Genomic DNA, 14,587 nt, shown 5'->3' with positions numbered 1-14,587 from the left:
CCGTGGATTAATCGAGCATGCCAGACAGCAGCGGCACGAACGTGACCGGCGCCAGCACGCGTTGTTCGATGCTGCCGTCGGCCTTGCGGTCCAGCTGCACCAGCGACTGCCCGCCCGGCCCGCCGACTGGTGCCACCAGGCGGCCGCCCTCGGCCAGCTGCCCGACCAGCTCGTCGACCAGCGCCGGGGCCGCTGCAGTGACCACGATGGCATCGAACGGGCCATGTTCGGCCCAGCCGGCGCGACCGTCATCATGCTTGGTGCGGATGTTCATGCCCAGCGCGCGGAAGCGCTTGCGCGCCTGCCGCAGCAGGTCACCGATACGCTCGACGGTGTAGATCTCCAGGCCCAGTGCGCCGAGCACTGCAGCCTGATAGCCGGAGCCGGTGCCGACTTCCAGCACCTTCTTCGGCGAGACCTGAAGCACGGCCTCGGTCATCCGCGCCACCACCCACGGCTGGGAGATGGTCTGGCCGTGGCCGATCGGCAGGGCGGTGTCTTCATAGGCGCGTGACGCCAGCGCTTCGTCGATGAACAGATGACGCGGCACCACCCGGATCGCATTCAAGGTCGATTCGTCGACGATGCCGGCCTCGCGCAGGCGATCGACCAGGCGGTCACGCACGCGCTGCGAAGTCATGCCGATGCCGACGGCTTCCGGCTGCAGGCGCAGGCGTGGGCTCATGCTGGCCGATCCAGTGCGGCGCTGAGGCCACCGACCCAGCTGGCCACCTTCTCCAGGGCCTGATAGCGGGTCAGGTCAACCTGGATCGGGGTGATCGAGATGTGGCCGGTGCGCACCGCGTGGAAATCGGTGCCGGGGCCGGAGTCCTGCTCGCGGCCGGCCGGGCCGATCCAGTAGACCTCATTGCCACGCGGGTCCTTCTGCGCGATGCAGCCTTCGGCGCGATGGCGGTTGCCCAGGCGCGTGACTTCGAAGCCCTTGACCTCGCTCCACGGCAGGTCCGGCACGTTGACGTTGAGGATCGTGTCGGCGGGAAGCGGATCGGCCTTGAGCCGGGCGACGATCTCCACCGCGGCACGCGCGGCGGTCTCGAAATGCTTCGGATCATGGTTGCGACTGACCAGCGAGACCGCCACCGCCGGCAGTCCGAGGAAGCGACCTTCCATCGCTGCCGAAACGGTGCCGGAATAGATCACGTCATCGCCGAGGTTGGCGACGTTGTTGATGCCGGACACGACAATGTCGGGCTCGAACTCAAGCAGGCCGGTCAGCGCCAGGTGCACGCAGTCGGTCGGCGTGCCGGCCACCGAGACGGTGTAGTGGTCGATGCGCTTGAGGCGAATCGGCAGATCCAGGGTCAGCGAGTTGCTGGCGCCGGAGCGATCGCGGTCGGGTGCGACCACCGTCACTTCGTGTCCGGCCTCGCGCAGCACCGAGGCAAGCATCCGGATGCCTGCGGCGTCGACGCCGTCGTCGTTACTCACCAGGATTCGCATCTTCGATTTAACCGCTTGATTTTCCAAGAATTCGATTCCGTCACCGTGCAGTGTGGGCGGGACCGTCGCGCTCCCCTGCGGAAGCCGTCGACCCTGCAAGGGCATCGTCTATTGTGCCGCATGCGGGCCACAGGTCCTACCCTGTCGGCGCTCACGGCCGACATCGAATCGTCATAGGCAGCGCTGCGTGCGCGGTTTACCCTGTGCACATGTCGCACCCTGAAGACGAAGATCCGGCCGCCCTGTTCCGGGCAGCCATCGGCGAAGTGACGCCGTTGCGCAAGGATGCCGAGCCGGCCCCCGCCGCGCCCCGGCCGAAGCCGCGCGCGCGCATGGCCGAACGTGACGAGGCTGAAGCGGCTGGCGAGTTTGCCCGGTTGCTGCGCGACAGTTCGCCACTGGAAGCGGGCGACGTGGCCAGCTACCGCCGCGACAACCTGCCGCCGCGCCTGTTCCAGCGCCTGAAGCGTGGTCAGTATTCGGTGCAGGACGAACTGGACCTGCACGGTGCCACTGCCGCGCAGGCGGAGGTTCTGCTGCGACAGTTCCTGCTGGAAGCGCATGCACACGAGTACGGCTGCGTGCGCATCATCCACGGCAAGGGGTTGCAGTCCGATGGCGGCGCGCCGGTACTGAAGAACCTGGTCGACCGTCTGCTGCGGCTGCGCAACGACGTACTGGCGTTCCATTCGGCGCCGACCGGACAAGGCGGCACTGGTGCGGTGCTGGTGCTGCTCGCGCGGCGTTGAAAAAAGGACGGAGGGAACTACGTCATTTGTGCCACAAACGACTTAGTTCCCCCGTCGCGTTTTTGGTCAGGCCTGCGAGGCGTCTTCGACCGGACCGAGCTCATGCAGCACGGCGGTGGCGTAGCAGCCCGGTGGCAGCGCGAACGACAGCTCCAGCACGTCGTCGGCCAGCCACTGGTGCTGCAGCAGTGCCGGGCGCAGGCGCAGCGCGCGGCGCTCCTGCTTCAGGCGAGCGTCTTCCAGGCCGGCCCGCAAGGCCTTGGACTCTTCATCCTCCAGCGCGGCCAGCTCCAGTTCGCGTGCCGCATCGGCGCTGCGCAGTTCGCCCTCGCCCCACAGCGGCGCGCTGGGATGGATGTCGAAACGCGCCAGGCGCTCGGCCAGCACGTCGCTGTACGGCTCAGGACCGAACACGCTGCGGCTGCCATCGAGCATCCACACTTCCCCTTCCAGCGGCTGGTCCCAGTTGCCCTGCTCCACGCGCGCGGCCAGCACACGGTTGAACAGCGCCGAACGCGCAGCCGACAGCAGCAGCGAGCGCTGGTCCTTGCGCATGCGGCGGCCACCGAACATCGCCAGCGCGGCGGGTACGTTGCCGCCGTCGCGGCCGAAGCGCTGCTCACCGAACCAGTTCGGCAGGCCACGCTCAGCAATCTGCTGCAGGCGTTCGCTGATCGCCGCGGCGTCGCCCTGCACCTCGCGCAGCACCAGCTTGAAGCGGTTGCCGGCCAGTGCGCCGCGCTGCAGCTTGCGGTTGTGCCAGGTGGCATCGATCACTTCGATCTCGTCACTGGCCAGTTCGGCCAGGTCCGGTGCCACGCGCTTGGGCAGGTGCACGCTGAAGCGCTGGGTGGTGACCGCGTGGCGATCCTTCATCCCGGCGTAGCTGACCGCCATATCGGGCAGGCCGGCCCACTTGGCCAGCACCTTGGCTACGTGCACGGTATTGGCACCGCGCTTGCGGATGTGCAGCAACAGGTGTTCGCCTTCGCCGCTGGCCTCGAAGGCCGGCAGCTCATCGACCTGGAAATCTTCGGGGGTGCTGCGGATGCGTGCGCTGAGCAGCGGCACGCCAAACGCCAACGGCAGCGGAATCATGCCGCCACCAGCAGCACCACCGCCTGCGCGGCGATGCCTTCCCCGCGGCCGGTGAAACCCAGCTTCTCCGACGTGGTGGCCTTGACGCTGACCGCATCCAGCGGCAACTGCAGCAGGTCACCGATGCGCTCGCGCATGGCCAGCGCATGCGGGCCGACCTTGGGCCGCTCGCAGATCACGGTGATGTCGGTGTTGCCGACGCGCCAGCCACGCTCGCGCAGCAGGCTGTCGCAGTGACGCACGAACTCGCTGCTGTCGGCGCCCTTCCAACGGTCGTCGCTCGGCGGGAAATGCTGGCCGATGTCGCCCAGCGCCAGCGCGCCGAGCATCGCATCACACAAGGCGTGCAGGATCACGTCGCCGTCGCTGTGCGCGAGCACGCCGCAGCTGTGCGGTACATTCACCCCGCCGAGCATGATGTGATCGCCTTCGCCGAAGGCATGGACGTCGTAGCCCTGGCCGATGCGGACGGGCGGGAACGGTGCGGTGCTCATGGATACAACCCTTGCAGCAGGGCCGCGCGGGCAATCAGCCAGCGCGGCGGGAAAGTACGAATTCGAACCGGTCCAGATCGGCCGGGGTGGTGACCTTGAAGTTGTCCTCGCTGCCTTCCACCAGCAGCGGGCGCTGGCCCTGGCGCTCCATGGCCATGGCCTCGTCGGTGACGTCGACACCGGCGGCCGCGGCCTCGGACAATGCGCGGCTGAGCTGGTGACGGCGGAAGAGCTGCGGGGTCAGCGCGCGCCACAGGCGTTCGCGTGGCTCGGTGCCATCGATGCCACCGTCATCACCAGCACGCTTGAGCGTATCGCGCACCGGCGCGGCCAGGATCGCGCCGACCGGATCGGCACGACCGACCTCAAGCAGGCGGCCGAGGTCGGCCAGCGACAGGTTGGGCCGCGCCGCGTCGTGGACCAGCACGAAATCATCGGCGCGCACCGACTCCGGCAGCGCCTGCAGGCCAGCCAGCACCGACGCGGCACGGGTCGCGCCGCCGATGCAGGTCAGCACCGGCTTGCCGGCCCAGTCGTTCCAGCCTGGCCAATCGGCATCGTCCGGCCCGATCACCACCATCGCCCCAGCCACGGCCGGGTGTGCCAGCAGCGCGTCGAGGGTGTGGGCAAGCAGGATCTGCCCGCCCGCCTGCAGGTACTGCTTGGGCAACGGCGCACCGAAGCGGGTGCCACGCCCAGCGGCAGGAACCACCCCCCAGATCGCCGCGCTCATGGCACGTCCGCCGGGTGTTCGCCAACCTGCGCACCGACGCTGGCGGCCGGCTGCGCCGGAGGCACCGGCGCATCCTCGACCACGCGGTAGAACTTCTCGCCGGGTTTGATCATGCCCAGCTCGCTGCGCGCGCGTTCCTCGATGGCGGACTGGCCTTCCTTGAGGTCCTTCACTTCCGCAGCCAGCGCATCGTTGCGCTGCTGCAGGCCCTCATTGTCCCGCTCCTGGTTGGCCACCTGGGCTTCGAGCATCATCACTTCGCCCGAATTGCCCGGACCGAACCAGAAGCGGTACTGCAGCCAGCCCAGCAACAAGGCCAGCACCAGCAGCATCCAGCGCCAGTCGCGCATCGGCTCAGCGCTTCAGCGAAACGAACGCGTCACGACCCGCGTAACGCGCGCCTGCGCCGAGAGCTTCCTCGATGCGCAGCAGCTGGTTGTACTTGGCCACGCGATCGCTGCGGCACAGCGAGCCGGTCTTGATCTGGGTGGCGGTGGTGGCCACCGCGATGTCGGCAATGGTGGTGTCTTCAGTTTCGCCCGAACGGTGCGAGACCACGGCGGCGTAGCCAGCACGGTCGGCCATGGCGATCGCTTCCAGGGTTTCGCTCAGGGTGCCGATCTGGTTGACCTTGATCAGGATCGCGTTGGCGGTGCCCGAGTCGATGCCTTCCTGGAAGATCTTCGGGTTGGTCACGAACAGGTCGTCGCCGACCAGCTGCACCTTCTTACCGATGCGCTCGGTCAGCAGCTTCCAGCCGGTCCAGTCGTTCTCGGCCAGGCCGTCTTCAATGGTGATGATCGGGTACTGCGCGGCCCAGTCGGCGAGGAAGTCGACGAACTGCTCGGAGGTCAGGCGCTTGTTCTCGCCGACCAGGTTGTACTTGCCGTTCTCGAAGAACTCGCTGGACGCCACGTCCAGGCCCAGCAGCACGTCTTCACCGGCGGTGTAGCCGGCCTTGCCGATCGCTTCGAGGATGGTGTCGAGCGCCTCGACGTTGCTGCGGAAGTCCGGCGCGAAGCCGCCTTCATCGCCGACCGCCGTGCTCAGGCCATGGCCCTTCAGCACCGACTTCAGCGAATGGAAGATTTCGGTACCGGCGCGCAGCGCTTCGGAGAACGAGGTGAAGCCGACCGGCAGCACCATGAACTCCTGGAAGTCGACGTTGTTGTCGGCATGCGCACCGCCGTTGATGATGTTCATCATCGGCACCGGCAGCGACGGGCTCACCCCGGTCTTGGCGGCCAGGTACTGCCACAGCGCCTGCTTGCTCGAAGCAGCGGCGGCGTGCGCAGCGGCCATCGAAACACCCAGCAGCGCGTTGGCGCCCAGGCGGCCCTTGTTCTCGGTGCCATCGAGGTCGATCAGGCGACGGTCGAGGCCGGCCTGGTCGCTGGCTTCAAAGCCCTTCAGCGCGGCGGCAATGGTGGTGTTGACGTTGTCGACGGCCTTGCGCACGCCCTTGCCCAGGTAACGGGTCTTATCGCCATCACGCAGCTCGACCGCTTCCTTGGTGCCGGTCGAGGCGCCGGAGGGAACTGCGGCGCGACCGAACGAACCGTCCTCCAGGGTGACTTCGGCTTCCAGCGTGGGGTTGCCACGGCTGTCGAGGATTTCACGGGCATGGATGCTGCGGATCGTACTCATGGTCGGGCCGGTTACCTGTATGGAGAGGGGGCGACAAAAACGAATGCCGCGTGATTATCCCCGGCTGCCCGCCGCTTGCCAAATGGCACGCGCGGCGTCAGCCCCAACTGGCCCCGGCCACCATCAGGATCAGCGACACCATCACCACCAGCAGGCCACCGGCCAAGGCAGCCCACACGGTGCCACGCTGCTGGCGCCAAGCCAGCACCATCGCCACCACGCTGCCGCCGAACGACAGTCCCAGCACGACCAGTGCGGACAGAATCCAGTACTGCATGGCCCGCACGCCATGGTTGCCATCGCCGGGCGGCGCGAAGCTGGCGGCAAAGGCCAGCACGCCCGCGACGAGGCTCGCCCAGGCAACAACGGCCAGCAGCAGGGCGATCAGGCCCCAGCGCCGGCCGCGTGGCATCAGCATCGTATTCATCAGAACAGGTCGTGCAACAGCACGCCCAGCCATAGCGAGAGCAGGACCACCGCCAGCGCAGCAGCGACCTTGCCGCGATTCAGCCGCCAGCCCAGCACGGCGGCAACCGCGCCTGCGCAGGCGCCCAGCAACTCGCCGAGCAGCAGCGTGAACAGGTACGGCTTCAGGTTCACGGCACTGCTGCCATCACCGGGGGGGCGCATCGACGCGGCACCGACCAGCACCAGGCCGAACAGCCCCACCCAGCACATCACCGCCAGGCCCAGCGCGATTACGCCCCACGGCCACTGCCCCCAGCGCCGGCGGCGGCGCTGGCTCTCCAGCGCCCGCCACGGGTCCTGGCTCACGCGAAGCGCGAGAAGCCGTGCTTCTTGGTCACCGCGTCGAGTTCCATCAGGGTCTCGAGCAAAGCTGCCATCTGGTCCAGCGGCCACGCATTGGGGCCATCGGACAGGGCCTTGGACGGGTCCGGATGGGTCTCGGCGAACAGGCCGGAAATGCCCACCGCTACGGCAGCACGGGCCAGCACCGGCACGTGTTCGCGCTGGCCGCCCGAACTGGTGCCCTGCCCGCCCGGGAGCTGCACCGAATGGGTGGCGTCGAATACTACCGGGCAACCGGTCTCACGCATCACTGCCAGCGAACGCATGTCGCTGACCAGATTGTTGTATCCGAAGCTGGCACCGCGCTCGCAGACCATGATCTGCTCATTGCCGGTTGCCTTGGCCTTCTCGACGACCGGCTTCATGTCCCACGGTGCCAGGAACTGGCCCTTCTTGATGTTGACCGGCTTGCCGGCCGAGCACACCTTGCGGATGAAGTCGGTCTGGCGGACCAGGAACGCCGGAGTCTGCAACACATCCACGACCGAGGCCACTTCGTCCATCGGGGTGTATTCGTGGACGTCGGTCAGCACCGGCACGCCGATCTGCTTCTTCACTTCGGCCAGGACCTTCAGGCCCTCTTCCATGCCCGGGCCGCGGAAGGCGGTGCCCGAGGTGCGGTTGGCCTTGTCGAAGCTCGACTTGAAGATGAAGTTGACGCCAAGCCTGTCGGTGATCTCCTTCAGCTTGCCGGCGGTATCGAGCTGCAGCTGCATCGACTCGATCACGCAGGGGCCGGCGATCAGGAACAGGGGCTGGTCCAGCCCGACCTCGAATCCACACAGTTTCATGGCGTTTCCTTGTTGTCCGCAGCACCGGCCGGGCCGGTGCGCTGGGGGTTGAAGCATGCAGGATGGGGGCCGAAGCCCCCATTCACAAGTCAGGCGCGCGCTTCGGAAAGCAGCTTGCCGCCGGCCTTGCGCTCGCGCGCGGCGCGGATGAAACCGATGAACAGCGGGTGGCCGTCACGCGGCGTGGAAAGGAATTCCGGATGCGCCTGGCAGGCCAGGAACCACGGGTGCGCATCGCGCGCCAGCTCGACCACTTCCACCAGGGTGTCATCCATCGACTTGCCGGCGATCACCAGGCCGGCATCTTCCAGCTGGGTGCGGTAGCGGTTGTTGAACTCGTAGCGGTGGCGGTGACGCTCGGCAACCACGTCCTTGCCGTACAGCTCGCGGGCCAGCGTGCCCGGCTTCAGGCGCTGTTCCTGCAGACCCAGGCGCATGGTGCCACCGAGGTCGCTCTTGTCGTCGCGCTTCTCGACATCGCCGGTGGCGGTGCGCCACTCGGTGATCAGGCCGATCACCGGGTTCGGCGACAGGCGATCGTTTTCGGTGCTGTTGGCGCCTTCCAGGCCGACCACGTTGCGGGCGTAATCCACCACCGCCGCCTGCATGCCGTAGCAGATACCGAAGTACGGCACCTGCTGCTCGCGGGCGAACTTCGAGGTCAGCACCTTGCCTTCGAAACCACGATCACCGAAGCCACCCGGCACCAGGATGCCGTCGACATCGGCCAGCGCGGCCATGTCGGTGCCTTCCAGGTCCTGTGCTTCCAGCCACTTCAGGTTGACCTTGGTACGCTGGCGCAGACCGCCGTGCTTGAGCGCCTCGCCGACCGACTTGTAGGCGTCCTGGTGATCGACATACTTGCCCACCACGGCGATGGTCACTTCATCCAGCGGGTGCAGGGTCGCATCGACCGCGTCCTCCCACATCGACAGGTCGACCGGGCCGGCCTTGTCGGACAGCTTCAGCTGGTTGACCACGATCTCGTCCAGGCCCTGCGCATGCAGGCCCGACGGAATACGGTACAGCACGTCCACGTCCGGCACGCTGATGACGGCGCGCTCGGAGACGTTGGTAAACTGCGCGATCTTGCGGCGCTCCGAATCCGGCACAGCCTGCTCGGAACGGCAAAGCAGCACGTCCGGCTGGATGCCGATCGAGCGCAGTTCCTTCACCGAATGCTGGGTCGGCTTGGTCTTCAGTTCACCGGCGGCGCCGATGTACGGCACCAGGGTGAGGTGCATGAACAACGCCTTTTCCGGGCCGCGCTCGGTGCGCACCTGGCGGATCGCCTCCAGGAACGGCAGCGACTCGATGTCGCCGACGGTGCCGCCGATCTCGACCAGGGCCACGTCGTAGCCTTCGGTGGCTTCATCGATGCAGCGACGGATCTCGTCGGTGATGTGCGGAATGACCTGCACGGTCGCGCCCAGGTAGTCGCCGCGGCGCTCCTTGCGGATCACGTTCTCGTAGATGCGGCCGGTGGTGACCGAATTCTTGCGGCTCAGGCGGGTCCGCACGAAGCGCTCGTAGTGCCCCAGGTCGAGGTCGGTCTCGGCGCCGTCGTCGGTGACGTAGACCTCACCATGCTGGAACGGGCTCATCGTGCCCGGGTCGACGTTGATGTAGGGGTCGAGCTTCATCATCGTGACCTTCAGGCCACGGGCTTCGAGAATGGCGGCCAGTGACGCAGCGGCAATGCCTTTGCCGAGCGAGGACACCACGCCGCCGGTTACGAAAATCAAGGGAGTCATGGCTGCAAGCATCCTGTCTGGAAATGGAAAACGGCAACACCACGCGCACCCGGAGGGCGGGCATGGAGCTTGAAGGGGGTTTTCCGGTTCGCTGGGGCAGCGAGGGAGGTGCTGGGCCGTGCGGCGGCAGTCGCCGGACGGGGACCACCCTGCGAGGTCGGGGCGGCCGTGCCGGTCACATCGACCGTCACCTGCGACCCGCATTGCTGGCGACCATGCATGGTCGTGCCAGCCCATTCGCAAAGGGTGGACACGCACTTGCTCCCGGAAAGCCATAGTTTACAGATTGATGGCCGCCAACCCAAGAGGCAGTTGCGGCCATCACCCAAAAGAAACGCCCCGCTGAGCGGGGCGTCGGGGGGCGAATCCCTTGTGGCAAGGGCTTCAGAGGGCAGAAGCGTTACTTCTTCTTGCGCGCCTCTTCTTCCTCTTCCTTCTGCGGGGCCGGCTGGCCCTGCGCCTTCATTTCGGCATTGGCCTGGGCACGGCGCTTGGCCTTGGCATCAGCTTCGGCCTGCGCCCTGTCGGCCTGGTCGCCCTGCTGCGGGGCCGGCTGGCCGGCGTTCTGCGCCATCACCAGCGGCACTGCAACGGCGGCAGCGGCCAGGATCGCAATGGTCAGCAACTTCTTCATGAGGTCCTCCTCGCGGTATGGCTAGGACGTTTCGATCCAACGGGGGTCGCCGGCGTCCAGATTCCAGCAACTGCCATTTTACCCCCTCCCTGCCGCCGAGGCTGAACCGCAGGCGTGCAAATTCGCCGCACAGACCGCACACTTGCGCGTCGCTCCGCGCTTTAGAAAGATAGATGAACGCCCGCTATAACGCCGCCGATATTGAAGTCCTGTCCGGCCTTGACCCGGTCAAGCGCCGTCCCGGCATGTATACCGACACCGCGCGCCCGAACCACCTGGCGCAGGAAGTGATCGACAACTCGGTGGACGAGGCCCTCGCCGGCCACGCCCGCTCGATCGAAATCACCCTGTACAAGGACGGCAGCGTGGAGGTCAGCGATGACGGCCGTGGCATGCCGGTGGACATCCATCCGGAAGAGAAGATCCCGGGCGTCGAACTGATCCTCACCCGCCTGCATGCGGGCGGCAAGTTCAGCAACAACAACTACACCTTCTCCGGCGGCCTGCACGGCGTCGGCGTCAGCGTGGTCAATGCGCTGTCGACCCTGGTGGAAGTGCACATCAAGCGCGACGGTGCCGAGCACCGCATCACCTTCCGCAACGGCGACCGCGCCACCCCGCTGGAAGTGGTCGGCAGCGTCGGCAAGAAGAACACCGGTACCCGCGTGCGCTTCTGGCCGGACCCGAAGTACTTCGATACGCCGAAGTTCGCTGTGCGCGCGCTCAAGCACCTGCTGCGCGCCAAGGCGGTGCTGTGCCCGGGCCTGACCGTCAAGCTGACCGACGAAGCCACCGGCGAAGTCGATACCTGGTACTACGAAGACGGCCTGCGCGATTACCTGAAGCTGGAACTGGGCGAGCGCGAATCGCTGCCGGCCGACCTGTTCGTCGGCAACCTGAAGAAGGACACCGAGGTGGTGGACTGGGCCGTGGCCTGGCTGCCGGAAGGTGAACTGGTGCAGGAAAGCTACGTCAACCTGATTCCCACCGCGCAGCACGGCACCCACGTCAACGGCCTGCGTACCGGCCTGACCGAAGCGCTGCGCGAGTTCTGCGATTTCCGCAACCTGCTGCCGCGTGGCGTCAAGCTGGCCCCGGAAGACGTCTGGGACCGCGTGTCGTTCGTGCTGTCACTGAAGATGACCGACCCGCAGTTCAGCGGCCAGACCAAGGAACGCCTGTCCTCGCGCCAGGCCGCCGGTTTCGTTGAAGGCGCCGCCCACGATGCGTTCAGCCTGCTGCTGAACCAGAACGTGGAACTGGGCGAGAAGATCGCGCAGATCGCCATCGAGCGCGCCAGCGCACGCCTGAAGACCGAGAAGCTGGTGGTCCGCAAGAAGGTCACCCAGGGTCCGGCGCTGCCCGGCAAGCTGGCCGACTGCATCAGCCAGGACCTGTCGCGTACCGAGCTGTTCCTGGTGGAGGGCGACTCGGCAGGCGGCAGTGCCAAGCAGGCGCGCGACAAGGACTTCCAGGCCATCATGCCGTTGCGCGGCAAGATCCTGAACACCTGGGAGGTCTCGTCCAACAGCGTGCTGGCCTCGGAAGAAGTGCACAACCTGGCCATCGCCATCGGCTGCGACCCGGGCAAGGATGACATCAGCGGCCTGCGTTACGGCAAGGTCATCATCCTGGCCGACGCCGACTCGGACGGCCTGCACATCGCAACGCTGCTGACCGCACTGTTCCTGAAGCATTTCCCGGCGCTGGTCGATGCCGGCCACGTGTTCGTGGCGATGCCGCCGCTGTTCCGCATCGACGTGGGCAAGCAGGTGTTCTACGCGCTGGATGAGGAAGAAAAGCGCTCGATGCTGGACAAGATCGAACGCGAGAAGATCAAGGGCGCCATCAACGTGACCCGCTTCAAGGGCCTCGGCGAGATGAACCCGCCGCAGCTGCGTGAGTCGACCATCCACCCGGATACGCGGCGCCTTGTACAGCTGACCGTGGACGACCGCGAACAGACCAGCTCGCTGATGGACATGCTGCTGGCCAAGAAGCGCGCCTCCGACCGCAAGGGCTGGCTGGAATCGAAGGGCGACCTCGCCTCGCTCGAAGTCTGACCGCAGCCTCTGGTAGTGCTGGCTGCTGGCCGGCACTACCGGTTCGGGCGCCCGGCCCCATCCCGCCGCCATCGGCAAACCCGGCGGCGCCATAATGCGCGTCCACCCGCGTGGACCATCGTATTGGCCAGCCACTCGCTGCTGTTCCCCGACCTGCCGCTGCACAGTGCCCGGCTGGTCCTGAGCCCGATCCGCCGTGACGACGCCGCCGCGCTGTTCACGCTGCAATCCGACCCGGAGGTGATGCGCTGGTGGAACCACCCGGCCTGGACACGTCCGGCCGAGGCCCGCGAACAGATCGACGACGATCTTGCCGCGCACGCCATCGGTACCCAGCTGAAGCTGGCCGTGCGCGAATCATTGGACGGACCGCTGCTGGGCATCTGTGTGGTGTTTGCCATCGATCGTGACGCTGCGCGGGCGGAGATCGGCTATCTGCTGGCACCCGACCGCCAAGGCCAGGGCTACATGCATGAGGCCCTGCAGCAGACGCTGGCCTATCTGTTCCGAACCCTGCACCTGCACCGCATCGAGGCCGAGATCGACCCGCGCAATGTGCCGTCGGCCCGCGTGCTTGACCGCCTCGGCTTCCACCGCGAGGGGGTGCTGCGCCAGCGCTGGCGCATCCAGGGCGAACTTTCGGACTCGGCCGTCTACGGCCTGCTGGCTGACGACGAGGCGACAACCGCCCTGCCCGCTTGACCCAATCTGGCCGCAAGCCGTTGCAGCTCGTGGCCATGCCTTTGGACACATACGGCCCGGGCATTACCCGCCTAGCATCGGAGCCCCCTTCCGCTGCCGATACGGTGCCATGAAGTCCCTGCTGCACACTGCCGCGCTCTGCGTCGGCCTGCTCATCGCCCCTGCCAGCGTGCTGGCCGCACCGGCCGACGCCAAGCCCGATCCGAAGGATGACAAGAGCGAGGCGCCCGCGCTGCCGGCCGACGCCTCAGTCCGCCAGAGCATGCGCCTGGCCGGACGCAGCCTCGACTACACTGCCACGGTCGGCACCCTGCCGGTGCGCGATGACAAGGGCAAGGTGATCGCCGACGTGGTGTTCACCGCCTACACCATGCCGGGCAAGGACCGGCCGGTTACCTTCGCGCTCAACGGCGGCCCCGGCGCCTCGTCGGTCTACCTCAACATGGGCGCGATCGGCCCCAAAGTGGTGACCTTCGGTTCGGAGGGTGACAGCGCGTCGGCACCGGCCACGCTGCATGACAACCCGGGCACTTGGCTGGACTTCACCGACCTGGTGTTCATCGATCCGGTCGGTACCGGCTTCAGCCGCGCCCGCATCGGCGACGACGAAGCGAAGAAGCAGCTGTACAACCCCGGCGCCGATATCGAATACCTGTCGCGCTCGATCTACGACTGGCTGCTGCGCAACCAGCGCATGGCCTCGCGCAAGTACCTGACCGGTGAGAGCTACGGCGGTTATCGCGGCCCGCGCATCACCCACTTCCTGCAGACCCGGCTGGGCGTGGCGATGAACGGTCTGGTGCTGGTCTCGCCCTACCTGAGCCCGACCTTGGAGGACAACGCCGACGTTTCGCCGATGGCGTGGATGCAGACGCTGCCGTCGATCGCTGCAGCGCACCTGGAGCGCCAGGGCAAGCTGACCGACGAGGCGATGCGCGAGGTGGTCGAGTACACCCGCGGGGACTATGCCAACGCGCTGATGAAGGGCCGCAGCGACCCGCAGGCGACCGAGGCGATGCTGCGCCGGGTGACCGAGTTGACCGGACTGGACCCGCAATTCGTGCGCCGTGCCGGCGGCCGCCTGGAAACCCAGGCCTACCTGCGCGAGGTGTTCCGCGACAAGGGCACGCTGGGCAGCCGCTACGATTCCAACGTGACCGCCTTCGATCCGTTCCCGAACGATCCGGAGCAGCGCGCCAACGATCCGCTGCTGGACAGCATCATCGCGCCGACCACCACCGCGATGGTCGACTTCGTAACGCGCGTGGTCGGCTGGAAGGTGGATGCGCGCTACCAGGCGCTGAACTACGAGGTGAACCGGCTGTGGGACCGCAACGGCGAGCTGCGTCAGGGCGCGGTGACCCAGCTGCGCCAGGCGGTGGCGATCGACCCGAATCTGCAGGTGCTGATCGTGCATGGCTGGAACGACCTGTCGTGCCCGTTCATGGGTTCGATCCTGACCGTGGACCAGATGCCGGCGATGGGCAGCAACCCGAACCGGGTGCAGGTGCGCAGCTATCCGGGCGGGCACATGTTCTACAGCCGCGCCGACAGCCAGGCGGCGTTCCGCAAGGATGTGCAGGCGCTGTTCCAGCGCAATTGAGGGGGGCGGCCGGGCCTGCGGCCCGGCACCCGCTGACGGCAACGGCAA

The 14,587-nt window shown here is 67.0% G+C and carries 16 protein-coding genes; 4 read left to right on the top strand and 12 right to left on the bottom strand.

The annotated features are described in order from the left end of the window. Positions 1-7: 7 nt before the first annotated feature. Together QZ853_RS04360 and surE are read right to left on the bottom strand one after the other, a co-directional pair. Positions 8-685 carry a protein-L-isoaspartate(D-aspartate) O-methyltransferase gene (locus QZ853_RS04360; RefSeq protein ID WP_049429575.1) on the bottom strand — a complete coding sequence of 226 codons (678 nt, stop codon included), beginning with the start codon at positions 683-685 and terminating at the stop codon, positions 8-10. Then, a complete protein-coding gene (surE, locus tag QZ853_RS04355) occupies positions 682-1,461 on the bottom strand; it encodes a 5'/3'-nucleotidase SurE (RefSeq protein WP_295571018.1) in 780 nt (259 codons plus the stop codon). Before surE ends, QZ853_RS04360 begins: the two co-directional genes overlap by 4 nt. Positions 1,462-1,670: 209 nt before the next feature. On the opposite strand from surE, the gene QZ853_RS04350 reads away from it, so the two are divergent. Then, positions 1,671-2,210, top strand: coding sequence for a Smr/MutS family protein (locus QZ853_RS04350; protein WP_295571016.1), 540 nt, complete (start codon positions 1,671-1,673; stop codon positions 2,208-2,210). A gap of 66 nt (positions 2,211-2,276) precedes the next feature. On the opposite strand, the gene truD is transcribed toward QZ853_RS04350, so the two are convergent. From truD to QZ853_RS04300, 10 genes are all read right to left on the bottom strand, one after another. Continuing rightward, positions 2,277-3,308 (bottom strand): tRNA pseudouridine(13) synthase TruD, encoded by a 1,032-nt coding sequence (truD, locus tag QZ853_RS04345; protein WP_295571014.1) that lies wholly within the window; start codon positions 3,306-3,308, stop codon positions 2,277-2,279. Next, positions 3,305-3,802 carry a 2-C-methyl-D-erythritol 2,4-cyclodiphosphate synthase gene (gene ispF / locus QZ853_RS04340; protein WP_295571012.1) on the bottom strand — a complete coding sequence of 166 codons (498 nt, stop codon included), beginning with the start codon at positions 3,800-3,802 and terminating at the stop codon, positions 3,305-3,307. Before ispF ends, truD begins: the two co-directional genes overlap by 4 nt. Positions 3,803-3,836: 34 nt before the next feature. Then, positions 3,837-4,535, bottom strand: coding sequence for a 2-C-methyl-D-erythritol 4-phosphate cytidylyltransferase (gene ispD / locus QZ853_RS04335; RefSeq protein WP_295571011.1), 699 nt, complete (start codon positions 4,533-4,535; stop codon positions 3,837-3,839). Next, on the bottom strand, positions 4,532-4,885 hold the full coding sequence (ftsB, locus tag QZ853_RS04330; protein ID WP_295571009.1) for a cell division protein FtsB: 354 nt from the start codon (positions 4,883-4,885) through the stop codon (positions 4,532-4,534). The genes ispD and ftsB overlap by 4 nt, the downstream gene beginning before the upstream one ends. Before the next feature lie 4 nt (positions 4,886-4,889). Next, positions 4,890-6,182 (bottom strand): phosphopyruvate hydratase, encoded by a 1,293-nt coding sequence (eno, locus tag QZ853_RS04325; RefSeq protein ID WP_295571008.1) that lies wholly within the window; start codon positions 6,180-6,182, stop codon positions 4,890-4,892. A gap of 97 nt (positions 6,183-6,279) precedes the next feature. Further along, complete coding sequence (locus tag QZ853_RS04320) at positions 6,280-6,609, bottom strand: hypothetical protein (protein WP_295571006.1); 330 nt, start codon at positions 6,607-6,609, stop codon at positions 6,280-6,282. Beyond that, complete coding sequence (locus QZ853_RS04315; RefSeq protein ID WP_295571005.1) at positions 6,609-6,956, bottom strand: hypothetical protein; 348 nt, start codon at positions 6,954-6,956, stop codon at positions 6,609-6,611. Before QZ853_RS04315 ends, QZ853_RS04320 begins: the two co-directional genes overlap by 1 nt. Next, the gene (gene kdsA, locus QZ853_RS04310; protein ID WP_295571004.1) at positions 6,953-7,783 is read right to left on the bottom strand and encodes a 3-deoxy-8-phosphooctulonate synthase; all 831 of its coding nucleotides are present in this window, start codon (positions 7,781-7,783) and stop codon (positions 6,953-6,955) included. The genes QZ853_RS04315 and kdsA overlap by 4 nt, the downstream gene beginning before the upstream one ends. Before the next feature lie 89 nt (positions 7,784-7,872). Then, a complete protein-coding gene (locus tag QZ853_RS04305) occupies positions 7,873-9,537 on the bottom strand; it encodes a CTP synthase (protein WP_295571003.1) in 1,665 nt (554 codons plus the stop codon). Positions 9,538-9,937: 400 nt separating this feature from the next. After that, positions 9,938-10,171, bottom strand: a complete 234-nt coding sequence (locus QZ853_RS04300; RefSeq protein ID WP_295571002.1) for a hypothetical protein — start codon at positions 10,169-10,171, stop codon at positions 9,938-9,940. Positions 10,172-10,344: 173 nt separating this feature from the next. On the opposite strand from QZ853_RS04300, the gene parE reads away from it, so the two are divergent. From parE to QZ853_RS04285, 3 genes are all read left to right on the top strand, one after another. Continuing rightward, positions 10,345-12,234 (top strand): DNA topoisomerase IV subunit B, encoded by a 1,890-nt coding sequence (gene parE / locus QZ853_RS04295; protein ID WP_295571000.1) that lies wholly within the window; start codon positions 10,345-10,347, stop codon positions 12,232-12,234. Positions 12,235-12,357: 123 nt separating this feature from the next. Next, the gene (locus tag QZ853_RS04290; protein ID WP_295570999.1) at positions 12,358-12,936 is read left to right on the top strand and encodes a GNAT family protein; all 579 of its coding nucleotides are present in this window, start codon (positions 12,358-12,360) and stop codon (positions 12,934-12,936) included. A 109-nt stretch (positions 12,937-13,045) separates the two neighbouring features. Beyond that, on the top strand, positions 13,046-14,539 hold the full coding sequence (locus tag QZ853_RS04285; protein ID WP_295570997.1) for a S10 family peptidase: 1,494 nt from the start codon (positions 13,046-13,048) through the stop codon (positions 14,537-14,539). The last annotated feature ends 48 nt before the right edge of the window (positions 14,540-14,587 follow it).

This window comes from uncultured Stenotrophomonas sp. (assembly GCF_913778665.1).
Taxonomy (GTDB): domain Bacteria; phylum Pseudomonadota; class Gammaproteobacteria; order Xanthomonadales; family Xanthomonadaceae; genus Stenotrophomonas.
This window is presented reverse-complemented; position numbering and strand designations above follow the sequence as displayed.

Bases quoted from the DNA above. Each gene is read 5' to 3' on its own strand.
- QZ853_RS04360 (WP_049429575.1), bottom strand. From the start codon at position 685: ATGAGCCCACGCCTGCGCCTGCAGCCGGAAGCCGTCGGCATCGGCATG.
- surE (WP_295571018.1), bottom strand. From the start codon at position 1,461: ATGCGAATCCTGGTGAGTAACGACGACGGCGTCGACGCCGCAGGCATC.
- QZ853_RS04350 (WP_295571016.1), top strand. From the start codon at position 1,671: ATGTCGCACCCTGAAGACGAAGATCCGGCCGCCCTGTTCCGGGCAGCC.
- truD (WP_295571014.1), bottom strand. From the start codon at position 3,308: ATGATTCCGCTGCCGTTGGCGTTTGGCGTGCCGCTGCTCAGCGCACGC.
- ispF (WP_295571012.1), bottom strand. From the start codon at position 3,802: ATGAGCACCGCACCGTTCCCGCCCGTCCGCATCGGCCAGGGCTACGAC.
- ispD (WP_295571011.1), bottom strand. From the start codon at position 4,535: ATGAGCGCGGCGATCTGGGGGGTGGTTCCTGCCGCTGGGCGTGGCACC.
- ftsB (WP_295571009.1), bottom strand. From the start codon at position 4,885: ATGCGCGACTGGCGCTGGATGCTGCTGGTGCTGGCCTTGTTGCTGGGC.
- eno (WP_295571008.1), bottom strand. From the start codon at position 6,182: ATGAGTACGATCCGCAGCATCCATGCCCGTGAAATCCTCGACAGCCGT.
- QZ853_RS04320 (WP_295571006.1), bottom strand. From the start codon at position 6,609: ATGAATACGATGCTGATGCCACGCGGCCGGCGCTGGGGCCTGATCGCC.
- kdsA (WP_295571004.1), bottom strand. From the start codon at position 7,783: ATGAAACTGTGTGGATTCGAGGTCGGGCTGGACCAGCCCCTGTTCCTG.
- QZ853_RS04305 (WP_295571003.1), bottom strand. From the start codon at position 9,537: ATGACTCCCTTGATTTTCGTAACCGGCGGCGTGGTGTCCTCGCTCGGC.
- QZ853_RS04300 (WP_295571002.1), bottom strand. From the start codon at position 10,171: ATGAAGAAGTTGCTGACCATTGCGATCCTGGCCGCTGCCGCCGTTGCA.
- parE (WP_295571000.1), top strand. From the start codon at position 10,345: ATGAACGCCCGCTATAACGCCGCCGATATTGAAGTCCTGTCCGGCCTT.
- QZ853_RS04285 (WP_295570997.1), top strand. From the start codon at position 13,046: ATGAAGTCCCTGCTGCACACTGCCGCGCTCTGCGTCGGCCTGCTCATC.